Genomic DNA, 25,407 nt, shown 5'->3' on the forward strand with positions numbered 1-25,407 from the left:
GTTTTCCTTCAACCGAGCGTGACGTCGCCTGCATGGATGGCACGGGTCGTCCCGTCTTCCAAGCGCAGGAGGAGAGAGGCATCCGCCGCAAGCCCGGCAAACTGCCCAAAGGTCGGCACCCCTTCGGCATCGTGGACGCGCAGCGGCGTGCCAATCGCATGTGCAGCCGCCAGCCACCTGCGTATCAACGGTTCTACGCCGTAACTGCGCCAGCGTTCCAGTTCGCGATCGAACGTTTCGGCCAGCGTTCGTGCGAATGCATCCCGATCGGGCGCTGGGCCGAGTTGCGCCAGGGCCACTGTCGGTCGGTCCGGCAGATCGGGCGCCTGCGCCAGATTGATCCCGATGCCGATGACCACGGCATCGCCCGCCCGTTCCAGAAGTATGCCCGAAAGCTTGGCACCGCGCAGCAACAGGTCGTTGGGCCACTTGATAACCAGCGCCTGGGGATCGGCGAGAAGCGGTAGAACCGCCTCGTAAGCCGCCAGGGCCGTCACCAGCGTCAGCGTGTGTGGCGGGGGATCGCCAGGGCCGGGCCTGACGATGGTCGAGCCCATGAAGTTTCCGGCACCGTCCGACCATGGGCGCCCCTGCCGGCCCCGGCCCGCAGTCTGGCGGTCGGCAACCAGCCAGTCGCCTTCCGCCATCCGCTCACCGTCGCGCAGGCGCGTGGTGAGATCGGCGTTGGTCGATCCGGTTTCTGCGACGACTTCGATCAAGCGACGAACAGCAGGGCCTCTGCCGCGCGGTCTGCGAGATCACCCAGAACGCGTGTCAGCAGATAACCGAGCGGCGAGACGATCACGGTCGTAACGCCCAGAATCAACCAGTGCGCCCAATCGCTCCGGGCAGTCGCAACCCCGACCGGTTCGTCGAAGTACATCACCTTCACGACCTTGATGTAGTAGAACGCACCGATCACGCTCGCGGCGATGCCGATTGCGGCCAGCACCAGCAGGTCCGCTTCCACCGCAGCCCAGAACACCACGAACTTGCCCCAGAATCCGAACAGCGGCGGTATGCCGGCGAGGCTGAACATCATCATCGCCAGGCACAGCGCCAGCAGCGGGCGTGTGCTGGACAACCCGGCAATATCGCCGAGGCTTTCCACCTGATCGCCCTGCGCGTTGCGCAACATCAGCACCGCAACAAAACTGCCGAGCGACATCGCAACATAGATCGCGAGGTAGACAAACATCGCCGAAACGCCGGCTGCGGTCCCCGCGGCAAGGCCGATCAGAATGAAACCGACATTGTTGATCGAGGAATAGGCCAGCAGCCGCTTGAGATTGCTCTGCCCGATTGCGCCCAGCGCACCGACCACGATGGAGGCAAGCGCGGCGAAGATCACGATCTGCCGCCATGCGTCCATCTGCATGCCGAACGCATCGAGCGCGACCCGCGCCGTCAGCGCGACCGCGGCGACTTTCGGCGCAGTGGCAAAGAAAGTCGTCACCGGTGTGGGCGCGCCTTCGTAAACGTCGGGCGTCCACATGTGGAACGGGACTGCGGCGATCTTGAAGGCAAGGCCGGCGAGCACGAAGATCAGGCCGAAGAGCAGCCCCATCGACAGTTCGCCCGACATCGCCGCTCGCACGCCTTCGAACGACGTCGTTCCGGTGAAGCCGTAAACGAGACTGGTGCCGTAGAGCAGGATGCCGCTGGCGAGCGCGCCGAGCACAAAGTATTTCAGGCCCGCTTCTGCAGAACGATCATCGCTGCGCATGAACGATGCAAGGACGTATGCAGAAAGGCTGTTCAGTTCGAGCCCGAGATAGAGGGTCATGAAATCGGTCGCCGAAACCATGATCGCCATGCCGAGCGCGGCGAAGAGCATCAGCACCGGATATTCGGGCCGGATACCCCCGTCTCGTTCGAAGAACCGCGGCGCCACCATCAGGCAGCCGATCGCGGACACGAAGATCAGGATCTTGGCAAACGACGCGAACGCGTCAGCCGCGAACTGCCCGCCGAACGCAAGCGTGTCAGGCCCCATTGCCCCGCCGCACAGCGCGGGAGCGACAAGGAAGCTCGCCCCACCCAGCGCCACTGCTGCAAGGATGCTGACCAGTCGGCCTGCATTGCGGCTCCATGCCGCGATCAACAGCAGCGCCAGCCCCGAAAGGCCGAGCAGAATTTCAGGCGCAACCAGCGCGAGAGAAGACGTCATGTCCATCAGTGCGCTCCCTCCGCCTCGCCATCTGTGGCGTCATGTCCCGCCTCATGCTCGCCGGCCACGGCGTTGGCCGCCTCCGCCCGTGGCGTTCCCGCCGCAAGATGCGCATCGCCATCGGGCGCGGCGCGTGACAGGCGTGCATCGAGCGCGGCGATATCCTGGCGCATCGGCGCGAGGAAGCTTTCGGGATAGACGCCCATCCACAGCACCGCCGCGGCGATCGGCGCCAGCATGGCCCATTCACGGGGGTTGAGGTCGGGCATGGCCGCAGCATCGGCGTTCTTCTGAACACCGAAAGCGATCCGCCAGTAGAGATAGAGCATGTAACCCGCACCGAGGATGATGCCGGTCGTGCAGACCAGCGTGACCCAGGAATTGGCCTGATAGATCCCGGCCAGGCTGAGGAATTCACCGACGAAACCGCTCGTGCCGGGCAGGCCGATGCTGGCCATTGTGAACAGCATGAAGAACAGGGCGTACTTGGGCATGTTGATCGCAAGCCCGCCGTAACGGTCGATTTCGCGCGTGTGCAGCCGGTCGTAGATCACGCCGACGCAGAGGAACAGCGCGCCCGACACAAGGCCGTGGCTGAGCATGACGATCATCGCCCCTTCCAGGCCCTGGACGTTGAAGGCGAACAGCCCGACCGTCACGATCGCCATGTGCGCGACCGAGGAATAGGCGATTAGCTTCTTCATATCCTGCTGCACCAGCGCGATCAGGCTGGTGATCACGACCGCTGCCATCGACAGGCCCCAGACCAGCCACACGAACTGCGCGCTCGCTTCGGGGAACATCGGCAGGCTGAACCGGATGAAGCCGTAACCGCCCATCTTCAGCAGCACGCCGGCCAGAATGACCGAGCCGGCCGTCGGCGCCTGAACGTGGGCGTCGGGCAGCCAGGTGTGCACCGGCCACATCGGCATCTTCACCGCGAAGCTGGCGAAGAACGCGAGCCAGAGCCAGGTCTGCGCGCCCGGCGGGAAGTCGTACTGCATCAGCGTGGGAATGTCGGTCGTGCCCGCCTCGTTCACCATCCACAGCATCGCGATCAGCATCAGGACCGATCCGAGCAGGGTGTAGAGGAAGAACTTGTAGCTGGCGTAGATCCGGTCTTGCCCGCCCCAGATCCCGATGATCAGATACATCGGGATCAGGCCGGCTTCGAAGAAGATGTAGAACAGGAACAGATCCTGCGCCGCGAAAACGCCGATCATCAGCAGTTCCATCAGCAGGAACGCGGCCATGTATTCGCCCACGCGCTTCTGGATCGCTTCCCAGCTTGCGAGGATGCAGATCGGCATCAGGAACGTGCTCAGCACGATCAGCAGCAGCGCAATGCCGTCGATGCCCAGCGCATAGCTGAAACCGGCAAACAGCTCGTAGCGTTCGGTATACTGCCACTGCGCGCCGCCGATATCGAAATTCAGCCACAGCGCTATGCCCAGCGCCAGATCGATGAGCGTAGCGGCAAGCGCAATCGTGCGCGCTGCCTTCGCTTCGGCGAACAGGCACGCGATGCCCGCCAACAGCGGCACCGCCAGCATCAGCGAAAGGATCGGGAAGCCCCCCATTACATCAGCACCCAGGTGATCGCGGCGACCAGGCCAAGCAGCATGATCAACGCGTAGCTATAGAGATATCCGGACTGCACCTTGCGCGCGACGACCGCACCGCGGGCGACGACCCAGGCGGCCCCGTCGGGCCCGAAGCGGTCGATCAGGCCCTTGTCGCCGCGCTTCCAGAGCTGCCGGCCGAGCCAGAACGACGGCCGGATGAACACCAGATGGTACAATTCGTCGAAATACCATTTCCGATAGACGAAATTGTGCACGAGGCGGAACTGCTCGACGAACTTGCCAGGGATCGAGGTGTCGCGAATGTAGGCCAGCCAGGCCCCGAACAGACCGAGCAGCATCACAATGCTGGCGGTCAGCTTCACCCACAACGGTACGGCGTGCATCTCGTGAATCAGCGCCTCGTTGTAGAAGATCGAACCGCCCCAGAAGGCCGGATCGTCGAGGAAGGCGTGGCTGAACACCCAGCCTGCGAAGATCGCGCCGATAGTCAGCACGCCGAGCGGGATCAGCATCGAAACCGGGCTTTCGTGCGGATGATAGCCGCCGGTGGTGTCCGCCCCTGCCTCATCCGGCGTCTTGTGGACGCTGTGCTGGATGTGTTCGCTTTCGATCCAGCGGGGCTTGCCCCAGAAGGTGAGGAACATGAGCCGCCAGGAATAGAAGCTGGTCAGCAGTGCCGCGACCGCGCCCATCCAGAAGGCGAAATTGCCCAGCTCCGTGCCGCGCGCGAAGGCGACTTCCAGAATGGCATCCTTCGAATGGAACCCGGCGAAGCCAGCGTGCAACCAGTAGATACCCACCCCGGTGATCGCCAGCGTGCCCGCCATCATGGCCCAGAAGGTCAGCGGGATATGCTTACGCAGCGCGCCGTAATAACGCATGTCCTGTTCGTGGTGCATCGCGTGGATGACCGAACCGGCGCCGAGGAACAGCAGCGCCTTGAAAAATGCGTGCGTGAACAGGTGGAACATCGCCGCGCCATAGGCACCGACACCCGCGGCGAAGAACATGTAGCCGAGCTGCGAACAGGTCGAATAGGCGATGACGCGCTTGATATCCCACTGCGTCGTGCCGATCGTCGCCGCGAAGAAACAGGTCGCGGCGCCGATGAAAGTGACGAGCCCCAGCGCGACCGGCGCGGTTTCGAACATTGGCGACAGGCGGCAGACCATGAACACGCCCGCGGTCACCATCGTGGCCGCGTGAATCAGCGCGGAAACCGGCGTCGGGCCTTCCATCGCGTCGGGCAGCCAGGTGTGCAGGCCGAGCTGCGCCGACTTGCCCATCGCGCCGATGAACAGGAGGATGCAGAGCACGTCCATCGTCTGCAGACGCATGCCGAGGAACCCGATCGAGCTGCCGCTCATCCCCGGTGCAGCCTCGAGGATCTCGGGGATCGAGGTCGTCTGGAACACCAGGAACGTGCCAAAGATGCCGAGCATGAAGCCGAGATCGCCGACGCGGTTGACCACGAAGGCCTTGATCGCGGCCTTGTTGGCGCTCGGCTTGCGGAACCAGAACCCGATCAGGAGGTAGCTGGCCAGGCCAACCCCTTCCCAGCCGAAGAACATCTGGACCAGATTGTCCGCCGTCACCAGCATCAGCATCGCGAACGTGAACAGCGAGAGATAGGCGAAGAACCGCGGCTGATCCGGGTCTTCGGCCATATAGCCCCAGCTATAGAGGTGGACGAGCGCGGAAACGCTGGTGATCACGACCAGCATCACGGCGGTCAGCGTATCCACCCGCAGCGCCCAGTCGAAGCTGAGCGCGCCGGACTGCACCCACTGAAGCACCGGCACGACCTGCGCCTCGGCGGTCCCCGCGACGAAGCCGAGGAAAATCGGCCACGAGAGCGCGCAGGAAACGAACAGGGCGCCGGTGGTGATCGACTTCACCACAGTGTTGCCGAGGGCCCGATTGCCCAGCCCGCCGACGATGGCCACGAGCAGGGGCAGGAAAACGATGAGGAGAATCGACGTTTGCACCGGTGTTTATCCCTTCATCCGGTTGACATCGTCGACCGCGATCGTGCCCCGGCCACGGAAATAGATGACCAGGATCGCAAGCCCGATCGCAGCCTCCGCCGCCGCGACGGTCAGCACGAACATGGCGAAGACCTGCCCCGTCATGTCGCCCAGGAAGGCGCTGAACGCGACCAGGTTGATGTTCACCGCCAGCAGGATCAGTTCGATCGCCATCAGGATCACGATCACGTTCTTGCGGTTGAGGAAGATCCCCAGAACGCCCAGCACGAACAGCACCGCACTGACGACGACATAGTGTTCGATCCCGATCACAGTTCGACCCCCTTGCCGATTTCCGGCTTCTTCATTTCGGTCGCATCGCCGGGGCGGCGACGAACCTGCTTGCCGATATCCTGATGGCCGCGTGCGCCCGCCGGGCGTTCACGATGGGTCAGCGCGATCGCGCCCACCATCGCCACCAGCAGGATGATGCCGGCGGTTTCGAACAGGAACAGGTATTTGCCGTAGAGCACTGTCCCCAGGCTTTCGATATTGCTGCGATCCATCATCGGCGCCGCGCTGCCATCGGGCACGCCCAGCTCCAGCGCCCCGGCGCGGTAAGCACCGATGCCCAGCACCAGTTCGGCCAGCAGAACCAGCGCGATTGCGATGCCGAGCGGGAAATTCTTGATGAAGCCGGCGCGCAGTTCGGCGAAGTCGATGTCCAGCATCATGACAACGAAGAGGAACAGCACCGCGACCGCGCCGACATAAACGATCACCAGCAGAGCGGCGATGAACTCGGCACCAACGATGACCATCAGGCCCGCTGCGTTGAAGAACGCCAGGATCAACCACAGCACCGAATGCACGGGGTTGCGGGCCATTATCGTGAACACGCCGCTGGCAAGCACGAGAACCGCGAACAGATAGAAGGCGAGAGTCTGGATCATGGGTCGGCGCGGCCCCTATCGGTAGGGCGCATCGGCTTCAAGGTTCGCGGCAATGGCCCGCTCCCACTTGTCACCGTTCGCCAGCAGTTTCGCCTTGTCGTAAAGCAGTTCTTCGCGCGTTTCGGTCGCGTACTCGAAGTTCGGCCCTTCGACGATCGCATCCACAGGGCAGGCTTCCTGACAGAAACCGCAATAGATGCACTTGGTCATGTCGATATCGTAACGCGTCGTGCGGCGGCTGCCATCGTCGCGCGGTTCGCTCTCGATCGTGATCGCCTGCGCCGGGCACACGGCCTCGCACAGCTTGCAGGCAATGCAGCGTTCTTCCCCATTGGGATAGCGGCGCAGCGCGTGCTCCCCACGGAAACGGGGGCTGATCGGGTTCTTCTCGAACGGATAATTGATCGTCGCCTTGGGCTTGAAGAAATACTTCAGCGTGAGGGCATGGGCCTTCACGAACTCCCACAGGGTGAACGATTTTATGAGATGGGCGACGCTCATGCGGCGACTCCGTAACGGGTGATCATCAGCCAGCCGCTCACCAGCACCACGAACAGCAGGCTCAGCGGCAGGAAGACCTTCCAGCCGAGGCGCATGAGCTGGTCGTAGCGGAAACGCGGGACTGTGGCCTTCACCCAGCTGAAGATCAAGAAGAACAGGAAGATCTTGGCGAAGAGCCAGATCCAGCCCGGAATATCGAACCACGGGATCAGGTCCACGTTCAGCGGGGGCAGCCAGCCGCCGAAGAACAGGATCGCGTTGAGCGCGCACATCAGCAGGACATTGGCATATTCGCCCAGCCAGAAGAGCGCGAAGCTCATGCTCGAATATTCGGTCTGATACCCGGCGACCAGCTCGCTTTCCGCCTCAGTAAGGTCGAACGGGGCGCGCGCGGTTTCGGCCAGTGCGGAAATCAGGAACATGACCCAGATAGGGAACAGCAGCGGGTTGAAGAAGAACCCGTTGACGATGCCCAGCCCGTGGCCGCGCTGCGCCTCGATAATCCCGTTCATATTGTTCGTACCGGCCCACATGATCACGCAGACGAGGAGGAAACCGATCGAAACCTCGTAACTGATCATCTGCGCCGCTGCGCGCATGGCGGAAAAGAACGGGTACTTCGAGTTGGAAGCCCAGCCCGACACGACGACGCCGTAGACGCCGAGCGAACTGATCGCGAGGACATAGAGCAGGCCGATGTTGATATCGGCCAGCACTGCCTCGGGTCCGAAAGGAATGACGGCCCAGGCGAGCAACGCGACGGTGAAGGTCAGGATCGGCGCGATCAGGAACAGGCCCTTGTTTGCGGCCGAGGGGATGATCGTTTCCTGCAGGAAGACCTTGAGCCCATCGGCAAAGCTTTGCAGCAGGCCGAACGGGCCGACCACGTTGGGCCCACGCCGCAGCGCGATCGCAGCCCAGACCTTGCGGTCGACGTAGATGATCATCGCGACGGCCAGCATCAGCGGCAGTGCGATCAGCAGGATGCCGGCGATCGTGGCAACGAACCACGCCCACTCGTAGCTCATGCCGAGAGATTGGAAGAAGGCGGTCATTACCTGCGACTCCCGAAAACCGACTTGGGAATATAACCAAATAGGTTGCAAAAGTCAAGAACAAAATGCGAACAAATGCGCATAGTCCTCCCCTTCTGGGGGAGGGGGACCGCGACGCGAAGCGTCGTGGTGGAGGGGGTGTACGCCTGGAACGCCCCCTCAGTCAGCGCTACGCGCTGCCAGCTCCCCCAGTGGGGGAGCATCTGAGTGACGCCAATCATTCCGCCGCCTCCAGGATTTCCTCGCCGTGGAGCAATTCGGCCGAACACTGTTGCATCACCGCGCTGGCACGGGCGATGGGATTGGTGAGGTAGAAGTCTGCGATAGGATACGAAATTCGCCCCTCGGCTTTAACCGACTTCGCCTTGGGCAGCTTGCCGTAATCGGCGAGGCCTTCTTCGCCCAACGCGGGCACTTCGGCAATCATCGCGGCCTGCAGCTCGGCGAAGCTGTCGAAGCCGACCTCTACCCCCAAGGCATCGGCCAGCGCGCGCAGGATCGTCCAGTCCTCCCGCGCATCGCCCGGTGCAAACACAGCCTTTTCGGCGAACTGCACGCGCCCTTCGGTGTTGACGTACGTACCGTCTTTTTCGGCATAGCTCGCCGCCGGCAGGATGATATCCGCCGCGTGCGCGCCCTTGTCGCCGTGGTGGCCGATATAGACTTTCAGGCTCTGGTCGAACGCCGACCAGTCGACCTCGTCCGCACCAAGTGCCAGCACAACTTTCGGCTGCGCCTTCGCGATATCGGCCATCCCGCCCTTCTGCGCGTAACCGAGCATGAGCCCGCCCATCCGCGCCGCGGCAGTGTGAAGCACGTTGAAGCCGTTCCAGCCATCGCGCCGCCAGCCCTGCGACAGCCCAAGCGCGGCGTCGAAGGCGCCCGCGGCAAGCCCACCTGCGCCGACGATCACTGCAGGACGTTCCGCCTTGTCGAAAGCGTCGGCCACGTGTTCGGGAAGATCGTGCAGGATGCCTGCATCTTCGCCCAGAAACTCGGCCGGATAAGTCGTTTCCCAGTGCGGGCCGACCACGAAGACTTTCGCCCCGCGCTTCACCGCCTTGCGCAGCCGCACGTTGACCAGCGCCGCTTCGTGCCGGACATTGCTGCCGACGATCAGAACGGCGTCGGCGGTTTCGATCCCGGCAAAGGTCGAATTGAACGCGACCGCCGCCATATTGTCGGCGGGATAATCCATCCCGGTCTGCCGCCCTTCAAGCAGTGTGGAGCCCATTGCGCCGAGCAGGGTCTTCGCCGCGAACATCGTTTCGCAATCGACCAGATCGCCTGCGATCGCGGCGATACTGGCACCCGGCTTTGCCTTGGCAATGGCCTTGAACGCCTCTTCCCAACTCGCCTGCTGGAGCTTGCCGCGCTTGCGGATCCAGACCTTGTCGAGCCGGCGACGGGTCAGGCCATCGACCATGTAGCGGCCCTTGTCCGACAGCCATTCTTCGTTGACGTCGTCGTTATTGCGCGGGAGCGCGCGCATGACTTCGCGGCCCCTGCTGTCGAGCCGGATATTCGCCCCGACCGCGTCGCTGACGTCGATCGAAAGCGTCTTCTTCAGCTCCCACGGCCGTGCCTCGAAGGCATAGGGGCGGCTGGTCAGCGCGCCGACCGGGCACAAGTCGATCACATTGGCCGACAGCTCGTGCTGGGCCGCCTGTTCGAGGTAGGTCGTGATCTGCATGTCTTCGCCGCGACCGACAGCGCCGATCTCGTCCACGCCCGCAATCTCTTCGGAGAAACGGACACAGCGGGTGCAGTGGATGCAGCGGGTCATGATCGTCTTGATCAGCGGGCCCATGTACTTTTCGGTCACCGCGCGCTTGTTTTCTTCATAGCGCGAGCCGCCGCGGCCGTAGGCGACGGCCTGATCCTGCAAGTCGCACTCGCCGCCCTGATCGCAGATCGGGCAATCGAGCGGATGGTTGATGAGCAGGAATTCCATCACGCCTTCGCGCGCGGTCTTGACCATCTGGCTGTCGGTGCGGATTTCCTGGCCGTCGGTGGCCGGCAGGGCGCAGCTTGCCTGCGGCTTGGGCGGCCCGGGCTTCACTTCGACCAGGCACATGCGGCAATTGCCGGCAATGCTGAGCCGTTCGTGATAGCAGAAGCGCGGAATTTCCTTCCCCGCCAGCTCGCACGCCTGCAACACGGTCGCGCCGTCGGGAACCTCGATTTCCTGACCGTCTACGGTGACTTTAGGCATTATTCCGCGGCCTCCGCGAATTGCGCGTTATGTTCTTCGATCCGGCGTTCCAGCTCGGGGCGGAAGTGGCGGATGAGGCCCTGGATCGGCCAGGCCGCCGCGTCGCCCAGGGCGCAGATCGTGTGGCCTTCCACCTGCTTGGTCACCTGATGAAGCATGTCGATTTCCTCGATCGCCGCATCGCCCGTGCGCAGGCGCTCCATCACGCGCCACATCCACCCGGTGCCCTCGCGGCAGGGGGTGCACTGGCCGCAGCTCTCGTGCTTGTAGAAATAGCTGATCCGGCTGATCGCGCGGACCACGTCGGTGGACTTGTCCATCACGATCACGCCCGCCGTGCCGAGGCCGGAGCCGAGTTCCTTCAGCCCGTCGAAATCCATCGGGGCATCCATGATCTGCTCTGCCGGCACCAGCGGCACCGACGACCCGCCGGGGATAACGGCGAGCAGATTGTCCCACCCGCCGCGAATGCCGCCGCAATGCTTCTCGATCAATTCGCGGAACGGGATGCTCATCGCTTCCTCGACCACGCAGGGTTTTTCCACGTGGCCGGAGATCTGGAACAGCTTGGTGCCTGCGTTGTTCTCCCGCCCGAAGCCGGAGAACCAGCTCGCGCCGCGACGCAGGATCGTGGGGACGACGGCAATCGATTCCACGTTGTTCACCGTGGTCGGGCAGCCGTAGAGGCCGGCCCCGGCCGGGAACGGCGGCTTGAGCCGCGGCTGCCCCTTTTTGCCTTCGAGGCTTTCGATCATCGCGGTTTCTTCGCCGCAGATATAGGCGCCCGCGCCGCGGTGCATGAACACGTCGAAATCGTATCCGGTACCGCTGGCATTCTTCCCGATCAGACCGGCATCGTACGCCTCGTCGATCGCCGCCTGCAGCGTCTCCGCCTCGCGGATGAACTCACCGCGAATGTAGATGTAGGCGGCCCGCGCGCGCATCGCGAAGCCGGCGCAGAGCGCACCTTCGATCAGCTTGTGCGGATCATGGCGGATGATTTCGCGGTCCTTGCACGATCCGGGTTCGGATTCGTCGGCGTTGATGACCAGAAAGCTGGGCCGCCCGTCCTTACTTTCCTTGGGCATGAACGACCACTTGAGACCGGTCGGGAATCCCGCCCCGCCGCGCCCGCGCAAGCCCGAAGCCTTCATCTCGTCGATGATGGCGTCCTGCCCTCGCCCGATCAGCGCCTTGGTATCATCCCAGTCGCCGCGCGCCTGCGCCGCCTTCAGGCCCCAGTCCTGGAAGCCGTAAAGATTGGTGAAAATGCGATCCTTGTCAGCGAGACTCACGCGAAACCTCCCTGCGAAACGAACCAGACCGCCGCGACGGCGATCAGCGCGATCGCGCCGAACTTGACCAGACCGACGAGAACCTTCCACGCGATGAACACCAGGATCAGCGCGACGATGATGGTGACGATGTCCATTACCATTCGCCCCGGTAGTCGTGATTGCCCTCGACCATTTCCTTCAGCGTGCTCGGGCCGCCGAGCGGCTCGCTGGTGTGGCGACCGGGTTCCTGCGTGCCAGCTTTGGGCTGCTCGCCCCTGGCCAGCGCGTCGAGCACCGCATCGAGCCGCTCGGGCGTGAGGTCCTCGTAGTTGTCGTCGTTGATCTGGACCATCGGCGCGGTCGCGCAATTGCCCATGCATTCGACTTCGGTGAGGGTCCAAAGCCCGTCTTCCGACACCGCGCCCTTCTTCATGCCGCGCTTCTTGCACGCTTCCATCAGCCCGTCCGACCCGCGCAACATGCACGGCGTCGTACCGCAGACCTGCACGTGGTACTTACCCACGGGCTTCAGGTTGTACATGAAATAGAAGGTCGCGACTTCGAGCACGCGGATCACCGGCATGTCGAGATAATCGGCGACATATTCGATCACCGGCAGCGGCAGCCAGCCCTGCGTGTTGGTTTCGTCGCCGACCTGCCGCTGCGCAAGGTCGAGCAGCGGCATCACGGCGGAGCGCTGGCGCCCCTCGGGATAGCGCGCGATCGCCTTGTCGGCTTTCGCCTTGTAGTCCGTCGTGAACGCGAACGAACCCCAGCGCTCTCGCAGCTCGGGGGTATCGGGGGTGGGTTGACGGTCAGCCATCAGCGATCACACTCCCCGAAGACGACGTCGATGGCGCCGAGGATGGCGGTGGCATCGGGCAGCATGTGGCCTTTCGACATGAAATCCATTGCCTGCAGGTGGCTGAAGGCCGTCGGGCGGATCTTGCAGCGATAGGGTTTATTCGACCCGTCGCTGACCAGGTACACGCCGAATTCGCCCTTCGGGCTTTCGGTCGCGACGTAGACTTCGCCCGCGGGCACGTGGAACCCCTCGGTATAGAGCTTGAAGTGGTGGATCAGCGCTTCCATCGACTGCTTCATCTCGCCGCGCTTGGGCGGGGAGACTTTGCCGTCGGTGCTGGCGATCGGCCCTTCGGGCATTTCGGCCAGGCACTGCTTGATGATTTTCGCGCTTTCGTAGACTTCCTTCACCCGCACCATGAACCGGTCGTAGCAGTCCGAATTGGTGCCGACGGGAATCTCGAAATCCATCCGGTCATAGACGTCGTAGGGCTGCGACTTGCGCAGGTCCCACGGAATGCCGGCGGCGCGGATCAGCGGGCCGGAGAACCCCCAGCGCAGCGCGTCTTCCTTGCTCACCACCGCGATATCGACGTTGCGCTGCTTGAAGATGCGGTTGTCGAGCACCAGGCTCATCGCGTCGCCGAACAGTTCGGGCAGGCGCCCGTCGACCCAGTCGCCGATGTCGGTCAGCAGCTTCAGCGGAACGTCCTGGTGGACGCCGCCGGGGCGGAACCACGCGCTGTGCATCCGCGCGCCAGAGGCCCGCTCGAAGAAATTCATGCAGTCTTCGCGCAGCTCGAACACCCAAAGATTGGGCGTCATCGCGCCCACGTCCATCACATGCGCGCCGATGTTCAGCATGTGGTTCGAAATGCGCGTCAGCTCCGCAAACAGGACCCGCAGGTACTGGGCGCGGATCGGCACTTCCACATTGAGCAGCTTCTCGATTGCCAGGACGTAGCTGTGTTCCTGACACAGCGGCGAACAGTAATCGAGCCGGTCGAAATAGGGCAGTGCCTGCAGGTAGGTCTTGTGTTCGATCAGCTTCTCGGTCCCGCGGTGCAGCAGGCCGACGTGCGGATCGATCCGTTCGATGATCTCGCCATCAAGCTCCATCACCATGCGCAGCACGCCGTGCGCCGCAGGGTGCTGGGGTCCGAAGTTGATCGTGTAGTTGGAGATCACCTCGCCTTCGGTGGTCGGCGAGGCTTCGGCTACGAAACCGCTCATTCGCCCTTCTCCTTCGGCTCTGTCGCGGCCTTGGTGTCGCGCGCCTTGCCCTCGCGTTCGGACCGGTCTTCGCGATCTTCGGTCGGCTCGGGAGCAGTCTCGTCGATTTCGCTATCGTCTTCCGCAGGGGCGCCTGCGCTGACCTTGTCCGCGGCTTCCTCGTCGGCTTTCGCACCGGCACCGGTCTGGGACGGCTTGCCAGTCGTCTTCGGGTCGGAAACCGGCGGTGTCGCGGCCTTCTCGTCACCCGGCAGGACGTAGTCGGCCCCTTCCCACGGGCTCATGAAATCGAACTGGCGCAGATCCTGCGGCAGATCGACCGGCTCGTAAACGACGCGCTTCTCCTCTTCGGAATAGCGCAGTTCCTGATAGCCGGTGAGCGGGAAGTCCTTGCGGAAGGGGTGCCCTTCGAATCCGTAATCGGTGAGAATGCGGCGCAAGTCGGTATTGCCTTCGAACAGCACGCCGTAGAGGTCGAAGACCTCGCGTTCGAGCCAGCCGGCATTGGGCCACAGCGTCGTCACCGTGGGCACCGGAGTCCTTTCCGATGCCGTCACCTTCAGCATCACGCGGTGGTTCCGCGTTACGCTGAGCAGCATGTAGACAACTTCGAACCGCTCGGCCCGCTGGGGATAATCGACCCCGGCGATTTCCATCAGCTGCTGGTATTCATGCTCGTCGCGCAGAAGACGCAGCGCGTCCTCGATCGAATCGCGCTTCACGGTCAGCAGGATTTCGCCATGCTCCTCGTGCGCATCGACGAGCATCGCGCCGAGCGCCGCGGACAGCGCATCCTTCACGCCTTCGTTGGAGGCGAACCTGGGGGCGGAATGAACAACGGTCATTGTCGGGCAATCACCTTTCGATCGTACCTGCGCGCCGGATCTTCCGCTGCAACTGCATCACGCCGTAAAGCAGCGCCTCCGCAGTCGGCGGGCAACCCGGGACATAGATATCAACCGGCACGATGCGGTCGCAGCCACGCACGACGGAATAGCTGTAGTGGTAATAACCGCCGCCATTGGCGCAGCTGCCCATCGAAATCACATACTTCGGGTCCGACATCTGGTCGTAAACCTTGCGCATCGCCGGGGCCATCTTGTTGCACAGAGTGCCGGCGACGATCATCACGTCGCTCTGGCGCGGGCTGGCGCGCGGGGCGGCACCGAAACGCTCCATATCGTAACGCGGCATGTTGACGTGGATCATCTCCACCGCGCAGCACGCGAGGCCGAAGGTCATCCACCAGAGGCTGCCGGTGCGTGCCCACTGGAACAGATCCTCGGTGCTGGTGACAAGGAAACCCTTGTCGTTCACCTCGGTCTGCAGGGCGCGAAAATATTCTGCGTCGGCCTGGCGAATTTCGCCGGGGCGGGCTGCGGGGGTGACTTGGTTCATAACTTATTCCCAATCCAGCGCGCCGGACTTCCATTCGTATATGAAGCCGACGGTCAGGATGCCGAGAAAGACCATCATTGCGATCCATGCGGACCAGCCGAGATCGAACACCGTCACTGACCAGGGGAACAGGAACGCCACTTCGAGATCGAAAATGATGAACAGGATCGCGACGAGGTAAAACCGCACGTCGAACTGGCTGCGCGAATCCTCGAACGCGGGGAAGCCGCATTCATATTCGCTGTTCTTCTCCGTGCTCGGATTGTGTGCACCGGTCAGGCGCGACACGCCCATCGGCAGGAACACGAACAACGCCGAGAGTCCCAGCGCAATGATCAGAAAGATCAGGATCGGAAGGTATTGGCTCAGGTCGACCACGCTGGTTCCTTGGAGGCGGTTTTCCTTGGGGCGATTCCCGTGGGGCGGATGGTTCGCGCCCGCCTCTAGGCCGCTCTCCCGCGCGGCGCAAGGGCGCGGAAATGCGAACCTTTCGCAATAAATGTGCCCGGCGCGGAACGCCTCCGACGAAGGCTATTTCATGAGGCCGCGCACTGCCTTTTCAGTCGCCGCGCCATAGGGGGGCTTGAAGCCGCCGAGCTTCGCCACGTCGATCTTCGGCTGGGTATAGACAGAACGCGCGTGGCTGAATTCGCGGAATCCCTCGACCCCGTGGTACGAACCGATCCCGCTTGGCCCCACGCCCCCGAACGGCAGATCATCCATCGATACGTGGAAAATCACGTCGTTCACGGTAACCCCGCCGGATATCGTTCGGGTCAGCACCTGCTCGCGCTCGCCAGCATTCGTTCCGAAATAATAGAGGCCCAGCGGCCGGTCGCGCTGGTTCACATAGTCGATCGCCTCGCCGACATCGCGATAGGTCTTCACCGGCAGGACAGGGCCGAAAATCTCCTCCTGCATCGCTTGCATCTCGTCGGTCACGTTGCGCAATATGGTCAAAGGCATCTTGCGCGCGTTGGTGCCGGAAAAATCCTCCTTGCCCGGATTGACCTCGATCACCTCGGCGCCCTTGTCGCGGGCATCCTCCACCAAGCCTTTCAGCCGGTCGAAATGGCGGTCGGTGACGACCGAGGCGTAGTCGTCGTTTTCCAGCAGGCTCGGGTACATTCGGTGCACGCCCAGTTCCACCGCGGCGATCGCGGCGTCTTCCTGGTCTTGCGGCACATACATGTAATCCGGCGCCAGGCAGATCTGGCCGGCGTTCATCATCTTGCCCATCGCGATTCGTTCGCCGGCCTGCTCCAGATTCGCCCCGCGCCCCAGGAACACCGGCGATTTGCCGCCCAGCTCCAGCGTGACCGGGCACAGGTTTGCGGCCGCCGCCTCCATCACCTTGCGCCCCGTCGCGGTCGATCCGGTGAACACGAGGTGATCGAAAGGCAGCGAGGAAAATTCGTGCGCCACTTCCGGCCCGCCGGTGACGAAGGCGACCTCGCTCTCGTCAAAATACTTTGCGCACAGCTCCGCCGACAAATCCGAGGTTTTCTCGGTGAATTCGCTCGGTTTGATCATCGCGCGATTGCCGGCGGCGAGCACCTGCATCAACGGGCCGAAGCTGAGGTTGACCGGGAAATTCCACGGGCTGAGGATGCCGATCACCCCCTTTGGTTCGTACCGCAGTTCCGCCTTCGCGCCCAACAGGCCCAGCGGGAACTGGACGTGCCGCTTTTCCGCCCGCGACCATTTGTCGAGATGCTTGAGGCAATATTTGCCAAAGGAAACCGTCCCGGCAACGTCGGTGATCATCGACTGGTGCGGGCTGCGATTCCCGAAATCCGCGCTCATCGCATTGCACAGCGCTTCGCTGTTTTCCCTCAGCAGGGCGATCGCGCGCCTGATCCGGTCGCGCCGTACATCGAGCCCCTCCGGCCGCGCAGCGGTGAACGCCTCGCGCTGCCTGCTCAACAGATCACGCATCGTGGAAGTGTCTTGCCCGGCCATCGATCTCTCCATTGGTTTTGCTTTGCCACCGATTGTCCACCACCCGACCGCCATTGGCAAGCGCACACCTGAGTCATTTGCCTTTGCCGCAGTGCAGCATTAGGTAGCTCGCCAACAACGATCTCCAGTGAAAGGCATCGTCTCCATGGCTCAGTTTTCCGCGAACGACCCCGTCGTCATCCTTTCCTACGCACGCACGCCGATGGGCGGGATGCAGGGTGCCCTGGCCGCTGTCAGCGCGACCGAACTCGGCGCCACGGCGGTGAAGGCATCGGTAGAGCGTGCCGGCGTGGCCGGCGACGATATCGATCGCGTCTATATGGGCTGCGTTCTGCCTGCCGGCCTGGGCCAGGCCCCTGCCCGCCAGGCCGCGATCAAGGCCGGCCTGCCCAAATCGGTCCAGGCGACGACCGTCAACAAGGTTTGCGGCAGCGGAATGCAGACGGTCATCATGGGGTCGGAGGCGCTGGCATCGGGTACGATCGACATCGTCGTCGCTGGCGGGATGGAAAGCATGACGAACGCCCCATACCTGCTCAAGAAACACCGTTCGGGCGCGCGGATCGGCCATGATACGGCTTACGATCACATGTTCCTCGACGGGCTGGAGGACGCCTACGAAGAAGGTCGCGCAATGGGCACCTTCGCGCAGTCCACAGCCAACGACTATCAGATGACGCGCGAGGAAATGGACGATTACGCGATCGAATCCCTGCGCCGCGCCAATGCCGCGATCGACAGCGGTGCGTTCGCAGACGAAATCACCCCGGTCACCTTTTCGACGCGGGCGGGCGAAACCGTAGTCGACACCGACGAACAGCCCGGTCGCGGCAAGCCGGACAAGATTCCGACGCTCAAGCCGGCCTTCGCGAAAGACGGCACGATCACCGCCGCCACTTCCAGCTCGATCTCCGACGGTGCGGCCGCCGTGGTGCTGACGCGCGCGAGTGTCGCGAAAGACAAGGGCCTGGCCCCGGTCGCCCGGGTCGTCGCCATGGCCGCTCATGCGCAGGAACCTGCGCAGTTCACCGTCGCCCCCATCGGCGCGATTCAAAAGGTGCTGGACGAGGCCGGATGGTCGGTCGACGATGTGGAACTGTGGGAAGTCAACGAGGCATTCGCCTGCGTGGCGATGTTCGCGATGCGCGACATCGGCATCCCGCATGACAAGATCAACATCAATGGCGGCGGCACTGCCCTGGGACATCCCATCGGCGCCAGCGGCACGCGGATCATCGTGACCCTTCTCAATGCCCTGAAAAAGCAGGGCAAGAAGCGCGGTATCGCTTCGCTGTGCATTGGCGGCGGAGAGGCCACGGCCGTGGCAGTGGAACTGGCCTGACCGGACGCCGGGGACAAATCAAAGGTCGAAATTTGCTGCCGCGGTTCAGGGCGCGTATCACCCCAATACCTCCAACACATAAGGAGAATTGGGAGATGAGAAAGACTGTTCTGACCGCGGCTATCCTTGCCCTTTGCGCATGTTCGCAACAGGGCGAGGAAGCGACTGCGGAGACTGAGACGGCGGAACCGGCAAACGCGGAACCGGCCACTGCCGCCCTGTCCGGCGACGATGTCGAAGGGGACTATTCTGTGACCTGGGCCGACGGCTCCGTAACCACGACCCGGATCAACGCGGACGGCACGTTCGCCGATACCGCGGACGGTGCGGAAACATCCCGCGGCACATGGGAAATTCGGGACAACCGGACCTGCTTCACACCCGAAGGCGGGGCGGAACTGTGCTGGACCGACAGTGCACCGGCCGAAGATGGGAGCTGGGTCGCCACCGCCGAAGACGGCACGACCGTAACGGTCATGCGCCAGACCGCAGAATCCGGCGCCTGACCACAGATTGCCCGAAGCGCAATCGATAGATGGGGGCGGCGAAAGGCCGCCCCTCTCTTTCAGCCATTAACTGGCCCAGGCCCGCATCAGGGTTCGCCGGCGCCCCACAAACGTTCGGCCCTGATCCAGCCTACGCGGCCATCGACGTCGAAACTGCACCATCCGGTTTCACATTCGCCGAGCTTGCCGACCACGCCGGGCTCAGCATTCCACTTCAACCGTGCATTGTCGGCAGGGGCCGCACGCAATGCCGCCAGGCCTTCCCCAACGACGATCGCCCCGCGATCCGCGCTCAGCATGCGCGCCACGACCCAGCCCTGATCGCCAGCGGGGTCGCGGATAAGGCGCCATCCGTCGATTACGCGGACGACCTTCACCGGCAAGCCTTCGCGGCGGTAAACCCACTCGATCCTGTAATTGACGCTCGGCCCGACCCGCATGTTCAGTTCGGTGGTGTCGATCGTCGCCCAGTAGGGCACCTCGCGTTCTTGCCCTGCGGCGGGCGTGGCACTGGCGATAAACGCCGTGAATAGAACAACAAAGAGCCTGTACATGACCCGGTGCCATAAATCGTGGACCCCCGGCGCATCAAGTCATGTTCCACGCCGCTTGACCGGAAGGCCCCCGGCGTCCTAGCGCAAACGCATGGAACAGACGGGAGCGGACTCGAACCGGCGCGTTGCGGGCAAACCGCGCGTGATAGTGACACGGCACCTTCTCCCGTCGATCGAGACGCGGATGGAGGAACTGTTCGACGTCCGCCTGAACCCTGCCGACGCCGCCCTGTCGCGCGATGAACTGATAGCCGCGATGCGCGATTGCGACGTTCTGGTTCCGACCGTGACCGACCGGATCGATGCCGAATTGCTCGCCGAGGCGGGCGATCGGCTGGGGCTGATCGCGAGTTTCGGTGCGGGAACCGATCATATCGATCTGGCCGCTGCTGCAGCACGGAAAATCATCGTCACCAATACGCCGGGCGTCTTCACCGATGATACGGCAGATCTTACGATGGCCCTGATCATCGGAGTGCCACGTCGGCTGCGCGAAGGTACCGCGCTGATCCGCCATGAACGTTGGACCGGCTGGGCCCCTTCGGCAATGCTTGGCCGCAAACTGGGCGGCAAAGTGCTGGGGATCGTGGGCATGGGGCGGATCGGCCAGGCGGTCGCATCGCGCGCCCGCGCCTTCGGCTTCGAAATCCGTTATCACAATCGTCACCGATTGCCTGAGGCGGTGGAAACCATGTTCGGCGCCAGGTTCGAGGGGGATCTGGACCAGCTCGTGGCCGAATCGGATATTCTCACGCTGCACTGCCCCTCCACGCCGCAAACGCGCGGGATGATCGATGCCCGCCGCGTTGCGTTGATGAAGCCGGGCGCAGCACTGATAAACACCGCGCGCGCCGATCTGGTCGATTACGAGGCGATGATCGAAGCGCTGGAGAGCGGCCATCTGGGCGGCGCGGGGCTCGACGTTTTTCCCGAAGAACCGAAAGTCGATGCGCGACTGGTCGCCTTGCCCAACGTGATTGCCCAGCCGCATATCGGCAGCGCCACCGTCGAAGGGCGCGAGGCTTCGGGAGACAAGGTCATCGCCAATATCCGTTTCTGGGCCGATGGGCACCGTCCGCCCGATCAGGTCCTGGAAGCGCTAGTCTAGCCACGAACGGAAACAGCGCGATGCGTAGATGCCTGGGCATTACAGCTCTTTTCGGGTTCGCATCGTTGGGTGCCGCCGCCCCGCTGCATGCGCAGGAGCTGGTGCAGTTCGCCGCCAACGACGGGGGCGACACCGCATGGATAATGGCGGCATCGGCAATCGCCCTGCTGGCCGCCCTGCCCGGCCTGGCGCTTCACTATGCCGGGCGAGGACCTGTGCGAACCGCCACCTCGGTCGCAATACAGGTCGGAGCCATCGCCGCGGCGGTATCGCTCGGCTGGATCGTACTTGGTTACACGCTGGCGTTCGGCCCGGTCACGGTCGGGTGGCTGGGCAACCATGCCCATTTAATGCTCGCCAATCTCGGAAATGTGCGCGTGGGCACGCTGTTGCCCGAAAGTGCGTTCGTACTGTTTCAGATGATCTTCGCAATCATCGCGGCCTGTCTGATGACCGGCAGCTGGATCGGTCGTGCGCGTTTTGGCTGGGCGGTCGGGTTCGCCGCGCTTTGGGCCGTAGTCGTCCACGCCCCGGTAACCCATTGGCTATGGGGCGGAGGGTGGATAGCCCGGACGCTGGGCGTGCTCGATTTCGCCGGCGGGCTGACGATGCATGTCACGGCGGGTGTCTCCGCACTCGTCGTCGCGTTGTTGCTGGGCCGCCGGGCCGCCGTTCCATCCGGCGGCGAAGCGGAATCCAGACCGGCCCTGGGCCTCATCGGCGCGGCGATGATGTGGATCGGCTGGCTGGCGTTGAGTGGCGGTTCTGCGCTCGCGGCGACCGATGATGCCTCGACCGCGATCCTCAGTGCTCACGTTGCCGCCTGCACCTCGGCGTTGTGCTGGCTTGCCCTCGAACGTTTCGCGACCGGTCGCACGACCGCTGGCGGCCTGGCGCTGGGCCTGCTCGCGGGTCTTGCGGCGATCGCGCCCGCATCGGGCTTCGTTTCGCCAGGTGCATCGGTGATATTCGGCGTCGCAGCAGCTATCGTCTGCCGCGGTGCGTTATCGCTGGTTTCGGACAAGCTGGGGGTCGATGATACCCTGGGTGTTTTCGCGATCCACGGTGTCGGTGCCATGGTCGGTGCGATCCTGCTCGGCGTGTTTCTTTCCGAAACGCTTGGCGGTGTCGGTTATGCCGAAGGGATGACGATGGGCAGCCAGGTGATCGCTCAGCTTATCGGCACTGCCGCCGTCGCGCTGTGGAGCGCGATCGCCACGGCGATCATCGCGCTGATGATCAGCCTGATTGTGCCCATGCGCGTTTCAGAGGACGAAGAGCGCGCTGGCCTCGACACGGCGTGCCATCGCGAACCTGCTGGCTGAGAATCGGGCGGCAAAAGGCTCCCCGCCCACTAGGCGGGAAACCATCTGCCGAGCCTGCCCCGCCGCTCAGTCGCCGGTCAGGATGCGATCGACGAGCTGCTTCACCGTAGGGGTGAAATTGTTCGAATAGAACGGGTCCTGCTTGAAACGATAGGCCGCGTGTCCCGCGAAGGCGAGATTCTGCTCCACGTCGCCGCCGTGGGCGATATCCTGCAGGGTTTTCTGGATGCAGAAGCTGCGCGGATCGGCCAGCCGACCCGTGGTGTAATCGTCGTGATCCTTCCACGACGAGAATCCGCAATGCGACAGACAGCCCATGCAATCGGCCTGGTCCTTGCGAATTTCGGCACGGCTTTCCGGCGTCACGAACACGACCGTATCGTCGGGTGTCTTGAGCGCCTCGGTATAGCCTTCGGCCGCCCAGCCCCGTGCCCGGTCGCGATCCTTGGGCGTTACCCAAAAGTTCTTGCCCTTGATCCCGACGTCGAGCTGGACGGTATGTTCGCCCGCCTCAACCTTGGAATAGGGTATCTGGCGTTCGCTGCGATGGATCAGATCCCACAGGAACGGATTCTTGACTGCCGAGGAATAGAAGCCGGTGGGAGAGAACTTGTGCAACAGCACATCGCCCGGCTCGATCGTGCGCAGCATTTCCTTCCACTGCAGCGGGATCGGGCTTTCTTCCGTCAACAGCGGACGGGTGCCGAACTGGAATGCGATCTTCCCCAGCTCGGGATTGTCGATCCAGTTTTCCCACTCGCGCAGGAACCAGACGCCCCCGGCCATGACGATCGGCACGTCTTCCGACACACCTTCCTTGCGCATCGTTTCGCGCAGGGCCTTCACCCGCGGATACGGGTCTTCGGGCTTGGTCGGATCTTCCGCGTTGGAAAGACCGTTGTGCCCGCCGGCAAGCCAGGGATCTTCGTAGACCACAGCCGCCATCAGATCGCTGACCTTGTGATAGCTGCGCTTCCACAGCGCGCGGAACGCGCGTGCGGAACTGATGATCGGCAGATAGCTGACGTTGAACCGCGCAGCGATCTCGGCCAGCTTGTAAGGCATCCCCGCGCCGCAGGTCACGCCGGTGACCAGACCGCGCGTACGCTCCAGCACGCCTTCCAGCACTTGCTGTGCGCCGCCCATTTCCCACAGGACGTTGATATTGATCGCGCCCTTGCCGTTGGAGACATCGTAAGCCCGGCGAACCTGCTCGGTCGCACCGTCGATCGCGTAGCGGATCAGCTGTTCGTGACGCTCTTTCCGCGTGAGCTGGTCGTAAACCTGCGGAACGATCTTGCCTTCGGCGTCATAGCTGTCGGCGTTGACCGCGCTGACGGTGCCGATACCGCCGGCAGCAGCCCATGCGCCGGAACTCAGGTGATTGGTTGCCGAAACGCCCTTGCCGCCTTCTATGAGCGGCCAGACTTCGCGTCCGCCGTATACGATTGGGCTGAGCCCCTTGAATGCCATCGAACTGATAATCCTTGTGGCGGCGTTACGACGCCGCGTTGCCTTTCGCCCTGCCCACCGTTCCGCGGCAGGGCCTGATCTCTTCCGGTTCGGGCCTCTTAGCGGCCCGCTTGAACTGTGCATAGTACCCCGCCAGTTCCGGCGCATCGCGGAACGTGTCGAGTTCGAACCCTACAGCCTTGAATTCACATGCAAGCAGCAGAGGTTCGATACCATGCTGGTCGGCGGGTCGGTCGACATCGACCACGATCACCCGCCCGCCTTCGCGCAGGGCCGGCCACAGACGCCACAGGAAGGCGTAGGGTTCGCGCACCTCATGATACATGTGCACCATGAACACGCGATCGAAGCTGCCGGGCGGCAACATCGGATCATCGCCCTCCCCCAGCTTGATAGAAACATTGCCCAGCCGCTGGCGTTCCACACGCAGGGCCAGGCGGTCGAGTGCCTCGCGATCGATATCCTGCGCCAGAACCCTGCCGTCTTCGCCCACACGATCGGCGAGGCGCACGGTATAGTACCCTTCGCCGGCACCGATATCGGCCACGCTCATGCCGGGGGCGATTTCGGCCAGGTCCATGACCTTGCTCGCTTCCCCCACACTGTCGCGGGCGGTCTCGGTGGAAAACTGGTTCGTGCCCAGGTCCGACACCGCTCGATCGGGTGTCGGAAACGCCTGCGCGGTTTCGGGGCGATCGGGATCGACCGGCTCGCAGGCGCTTATGCCAAGCGCCAGGACGGTGCAGGAGAGGGGCAGAAGGGTTCTCATTGTCCCGATCGCACTAGCGCGGCGCAGCTATCCTGGCAAAAGCCTTTGGCGGCCCCTGTCAGTCGACGTCCTCGACCTCGACCGCCTCGCCGGTCACCCGCTGGGCCAGTGCGGCGGAGATGAACGGGTCGAGCGCGCCGTCGAGAACATCGTCAGGCGATGTCGATGTGATCCCGGTGCGCAGATCCTTCACCATCTGATAGGGCTGCAGGACATAACTGCGGATCTGGTGGCCCCAGCCAATGTCGCTCTTGCTCGCATGTTCGGCGCTGGCGGCTTCTTCCCGCTTGCGCAGTTCTTCTTCGTAGAGACGGGCACGCAACATGCCCATCGCCGTATCGCGGTTCTTGTGCTGGCTGCGATCGTTCTGGCTCGCGACCACGATGCCGCTGGGCGTATGGGTAATGCGAACTGCCGAATCGGTCGTATTGACGTGCTGCCCACCCGCGCCGCTGGCACGGTAGGTATCGATCTTCAGATCCGCCGGATTGATCTCAATCGCGATGTTGTCGTCGATCACCGGATAGACCCAGACGGAACTGAAACTGGTGTGACGCCGGGCCGCGCTGTCATAGGGACTGATGCGGACCAGCCGGTGCACGCCACTTTCGGTCTTGGCATAGCCATAGGCGTTTTCGCCCTTGAGCAGCAGGGTCGCGCTCTTGATCCCCGCCTGCTCGCCCGCCTGATATTCGACCGTTTCGACCTTGAAGCCGCGACGTTCGGCCCAGCGGGCATACATACGCAGCAACATTTCGGCCCAGTCCTGGCTCTCTGTCCCACCTGCGCCGGCGTGGATTTCTACGTAAGTGTCGTTGGCGTCGGCCTCCCCTGCGAGCAGCGCCTGCACTTTGTCCGCATCGGCACGAACGGCGAGCTTCTCGAGGCTTGCGAGACCATCGGTGACGATATCGTCGTCCCCCTCTGCCTCGCCCATATCGATGAATTCGATCGCGTCGTTCTTCTCGCTTTCGATCTCGCGCACGGTGGTGATCGCGCTTTCCAGCCGCTTCTGTTCGCGTGTGATCGCCTGCGCTTCGCGGGGATCGTCCCACAGTGTCGGGTCCTGAACGCGCGCGCTCAGTTCATCGAGACGGCGCAGCGCGCGATCCCAGTCGAGCGACTGGCGAACGAGAGCCAGGGCAGCGTCGATACGGTCGATATGGGCCTGCCCTTCGGCACGCATGAATTCAGTCTCCGATCAGGAAT

25 protein-coding genes are annotated in these 25,407 nt (G+C 63.3%); 4 read left to right on the plus strand and 21 right to left on the minus strand.

Annotated features, from left to right (window positions below; all coding sequences use genetic code 11):
• Positions 1–8: 8 nt before the first annotated feature.
• The 17 genes from AM2010_RS06545 to AM2010_RS06625 form a co-directional block, all read right to left on the minus strand.
• Positions 9–719, minus strand: a complete 711-nt coding sequence (locus tag AM2010_RS06545) for a biotin--[acetyl-CoA-carboxylase] ligase (RefSeq protein WP_047806382.1) — start codon at positions 717–719, stop codon at positions 9–11.
• Positions 716–2,176, minus strand: coding sequence for an NADH-quinone oxidoreductase subunit NuoN (gene nuoN, locus AM2010_RS06550; RefSeq protein ID WP_047806383.1), 1,461 nt, complete (start codon positions 2,174–2,176; stop codon positions 716–718). The genes AM2010_RS06545 and nuoN overlap by 4 nt, the downstream gene beginning before the upstream one ends.
• Positions 2,176–3,750 carry an NADH-quinone oxidoreductase subunit M gene (locus tag AM2010_RS06555; RefSeq protein WP_047806384.1) on the minus strand — a complete coding sequence of 525 codons (1,575 nt, stop codon included), beginning with the start codon at positions 3,748–3,750 and terminating at the stop codon, positions 2,176–2,178. The genes nuoN and AM2010_RS06555 overlap by 1 nt, the downstream gene beginning before the upstream one ends.
• Positions 3,750–5,744, minus strand: coding sequence for an NADH-quinone oxidoreductase subunit L (gene nuoL, locus AM2010_RS06560; RefSeq protein ID WP_047806385.1), 1,995 nt, complete (start codon positions 5,742–5,744; stop codon positions 3,750–3,752). The genes AM2010_RS06555 and nuoL overlap by 1 nt, the downstream gene beginning before the upstream one ends.
• 6 nt (positions 5,745–5,750) lie before the next feature.
• Positions 5,751–6,056 (minus strand): NADH-quinone oxidoreductase subunit NuoK, encoded by a 306-nt coding sequence (nuoK, locus tag AM2010_RS06565; RefSeq protein ID WP_047806386.1) that lies wholly within the window; start codon positions 6,054–6,056, stop codon positions 5,751–5,753.
• Positions 6,053–6,676, minus strand: a complete 624-nt coding sequence (locus tag AM2010_RS06570) for an NADH-quinone oxidoreductase subunit J (protein WP_047806387.1) — start codon at positions 6,674–6,676, stop codon at positions 6,053–6,055. Before AM2010_RS06570 ends, nuoK begins: the two co-directional genes overlap by 4 nt.
• 15 nt (positions 6,677–6,691) lie before the next feature.
• Complete coding sequence (gene nuoI, locus AM2010_RS06575) at positions 6,692–7,177, minus strand: NADH-quinone oxidoreductase subunit NuoI (RefSeq protein WP_047806388.1); 486 nt, start codon at positions 7,175–7,177, stop codon at positions 6,692–6,694.
• Positions 7,174–8,232 (minus strand): NADH-quinone oxidoreductase subunit NuoH, encoded by a 1,059-nt coding sequence (gene nuoH, locus AM2010_RS06580; RefSeq protein ID WP_047806389.1) that lies wholly within the window; start codon positions 8,230–8,232, stop codon positions 7,174–7,176. Before nuoH ends, nuoI begins: the two co-directional genes overlap by 4 nt.
• Before the next feature lie 217 nt (positions 8,233–8,449).
• Positions 8,450–10,447, minus strand: coding sequence for an NADH-quinone oxidoreductase subunit NuoG (gene nuoG / locus AM2010_RS06590; RefSeq protein WP_047806391.1), 1,998 nt, complete (start codon positions 10,445–10,447; stop codon positions 8,450–8,452).
• Positions 10,447–11,742 (minus strand): NADH-quinone oxidoreductase subunit NuoF, encoded by a 1,296-nt coding sequence (gene nuoF, locus AM2010_RS06595; RefSeq protein WP_047806392.1) that lies wholly within the window; start codon positions 11,740–11,742, stop codon positions 10,447–10,449. Before nuoF ends, nuoG begins: the two co-directional genes overlap by 1 nt.
• On the minus strand, positions 11,739–11,879 hold the full coding sequence (locus AM2010_RS14270) for a hypothetical protein (RefSeq protein WP_162492227.1): 141 nt from the start codon (positions 11,877–11,879) through the stop codon (positions 11,739–11,741). Before AM2010_RS14270 ends, nuoF begins: the two co-directional genes overlap by 4 nt.
• Complete coding sequence (gene nuoE, locus AM2010_RS06600) at positions 11,879–12,547, minus strand: NADH-quinone oxidoreductase subunit NuoE (RefSeq protein ID WP_047806393.1); 669 nt, start codon at positions 12,545–12,547, stop codon at positions 11,879–11,881. The genes AM2010_RS14270 and nuoE overlap by 1 nt, the downstream gene beginning before the upstream one ends.
• Positions 12,547–13,761, minus strand: coding sequence for an NADH-quinone oxidoreductase subunit D (locus AM2010_RS06605; RefSeq protein ID WP_047806394.1), 1,215 nt, complete (start codon positions 13,759–13,761; stop codon positions 12,547–12,549). Before AM2010_RS06605 ends, nuoE begins: the two co-directional genes overlap by 1 nt.
• Complete coding sequence (locus tag AM2010_RS06610) at positions 13,758–14,606, minus strand: NADH-quinone oxidoreductase subunit C (protein ID WP_047806395.1); 849 nt, start codon at positions 14,604–14,606, stop codon at positions 13,758–13,760. The genes AM2010_RS06605 and AM2010_RS06610 overlap by 4 nt, the downstream gene beginning before the upstream one ends.
• A 10-nt stretch (positions 14,607–14,616) precedes the next feature.
• Positions 14,617–15,159 carry a NuoB/complex I 20 kDa subunit family protein gene (locus AM2010_RS06615; RefSeq protein WP_047806396.1) on the minus strand — a complete coding sequence of 181 codons (543 nt, stop codon included), beginning with the start codon at positions 15,157–15,159 and terminating at the stop codon, positions 14,617–14,619.
• 3 nt (positions 15,160–15,162) lie between these two features.
• Positions 15,163–15,537, minus strand: coding sequence for an NADH-quinone oxidoreductase subunit A (locus AM2010_RS06620; protein WP_047806397.1), 375 nt, complete (start codon positions 15,535–15,537; stop codon positions 15,163–15,165).
• Between the two features lie 153 nt (positions 15,538–15,690).
• The gene (locus AM2010_RS06625; protein WP_236699426.1) at positions 15,691–17,121 is read right to left on the minus strand and encodes a coniferyl aldehyde dehydrogenase; all 1,431 of its coding nucleotides are present in this window, start codon (positions 17,119–17,121) and stop codon (positions 15,691–15,693) included.
• A gap of 145 nt (positions 17,122–17,266) precedes the next feature.
• Between AM2010_RS06625 and AM2010_RS06630 the strand changes: the two genes are divergently transcribed.
• Entirely contained in the window at positions 17,267–18,463 is a 1,197-nt protein-coding gene (locus AM2010_RS06630; RefSeq protein ID WP_047806398.1) for an acetyl-CoA C-acyltransferase, read from the plus strand.
• Between the two features lie 95 nt (positions 18,464–18,558).
• Positions 18,559–18,969 carry a hypothetical protein gene (locus AM2010_RS06635; RefSeq protein ID WP_047806399.1) on the plus strand — a complete coding sequence of 137 codons (411 nt, stop codon included), beginning with the start codon at positions 18,559–18,561 and terminating at the stop codon, positions 18,967–18,969.
• Positions 18,970–19,055: 86 nt separating this feature from the next.
• On the opposite strand, the gene AM2010_RS06640 is transcribed toward AM2010_RS06635, so the two are convergent.
• The gene (locus AM2010_RS06640; protein WP_047806400.1) at positions 19,056–19,523 is read right to left on the minus strand and encodes an SH3 domain-containing protein; all 468 of its coding nucleotides are present in this window, start codon (positions 19,521–19,523) and stop codon (positions 19,056–19,058) included.
• Positions 19,524–19,614: 91 nt separating this feature from the next.
• Between AM2010_RS06640 and AM2010_RS06645 the strand changes: the two genes are divergently transcribed.
• Complete coding sequence (locus tag AM2010_RS06645; RefSeq protein ID WP_047806401.1) at positions 19,615–20,631, plus strand: 2-hydroxyacid dehydrogenase; 1,017 nt, start codon at positions 19,615–19,617, stop codon at positions 20,629–20,631.
• Between the two features lie 20 nt (positions 20,632–20,651).
• A complete protein-coding gene (locus tag AM2010_RS06650; RefSeq protein ID WP_047806402.1) occupies positions 20,652–21,956 on the plus strand; it encodes an ammonium transporter in 1,305 nt (434 codons plus the stop codon).
• A gap of 66 nt (positions 21,957–22,022) precedes the next feature.
• Here AM2010_RS06650 and AM2010_RS06655 read toward each other — a convergent pair whose 3' ends face one another.
• The 3 genes from AM2010_RS06655 to prfB are packed head-to-tail and all read right to left on the minus strand — an operon-like array spanning position 22,023 to position 25,384.
• Positions 22,023–23,429, minus strand: coding sequence for an NAD(P)H-dependent flavin oxidoreductase (locus tag AM2010_RS06655; RefSeq protein WP_047806403.1), 1,407 nt, complete (start codon positions 23,427–23,429; stop codon positions 22,023–22,025).
• Positions 23,430–23,454: 25 nt separating this feature from the next.
• Complete coding sequence (locus tag AM2010_RS06660; RefSeq protein ID WP_047806404.1) at positions 23,455–24,198, minus strand: class I SAM-dependent methyltransferase; 744 nt, start codon at positions 24,196–24,198, stop codon at positions 23,455–23,457.
• A 58-nt stretch (positions 24,199–24,256) separates the two neighbouring features.
• Entirely contained in the window at positions 24,257–25,384 is a 1,128-nt protein-coding gene (prfB, locus tag AM2010_RS06665; protein ID WP_047806405.1) for a peptide chain release factor 2, read from the minus strand.
• Positions 25,385–25,407: the final 23 nt, after the last annotated feature.

The sequence above is a fragment of the Pelagerythrobacter marensis genome (assembly GCF_001028625.1).
In the GTDB taxonomy this organism is placed as follows: domain Bacteria; phylum Pseudomonadota; class Alphaproteobacteria; order Sphingomonadales; family Sphingomonadaceae; genus Pelagerythrobacter; species Pelagerythrobacter marensis.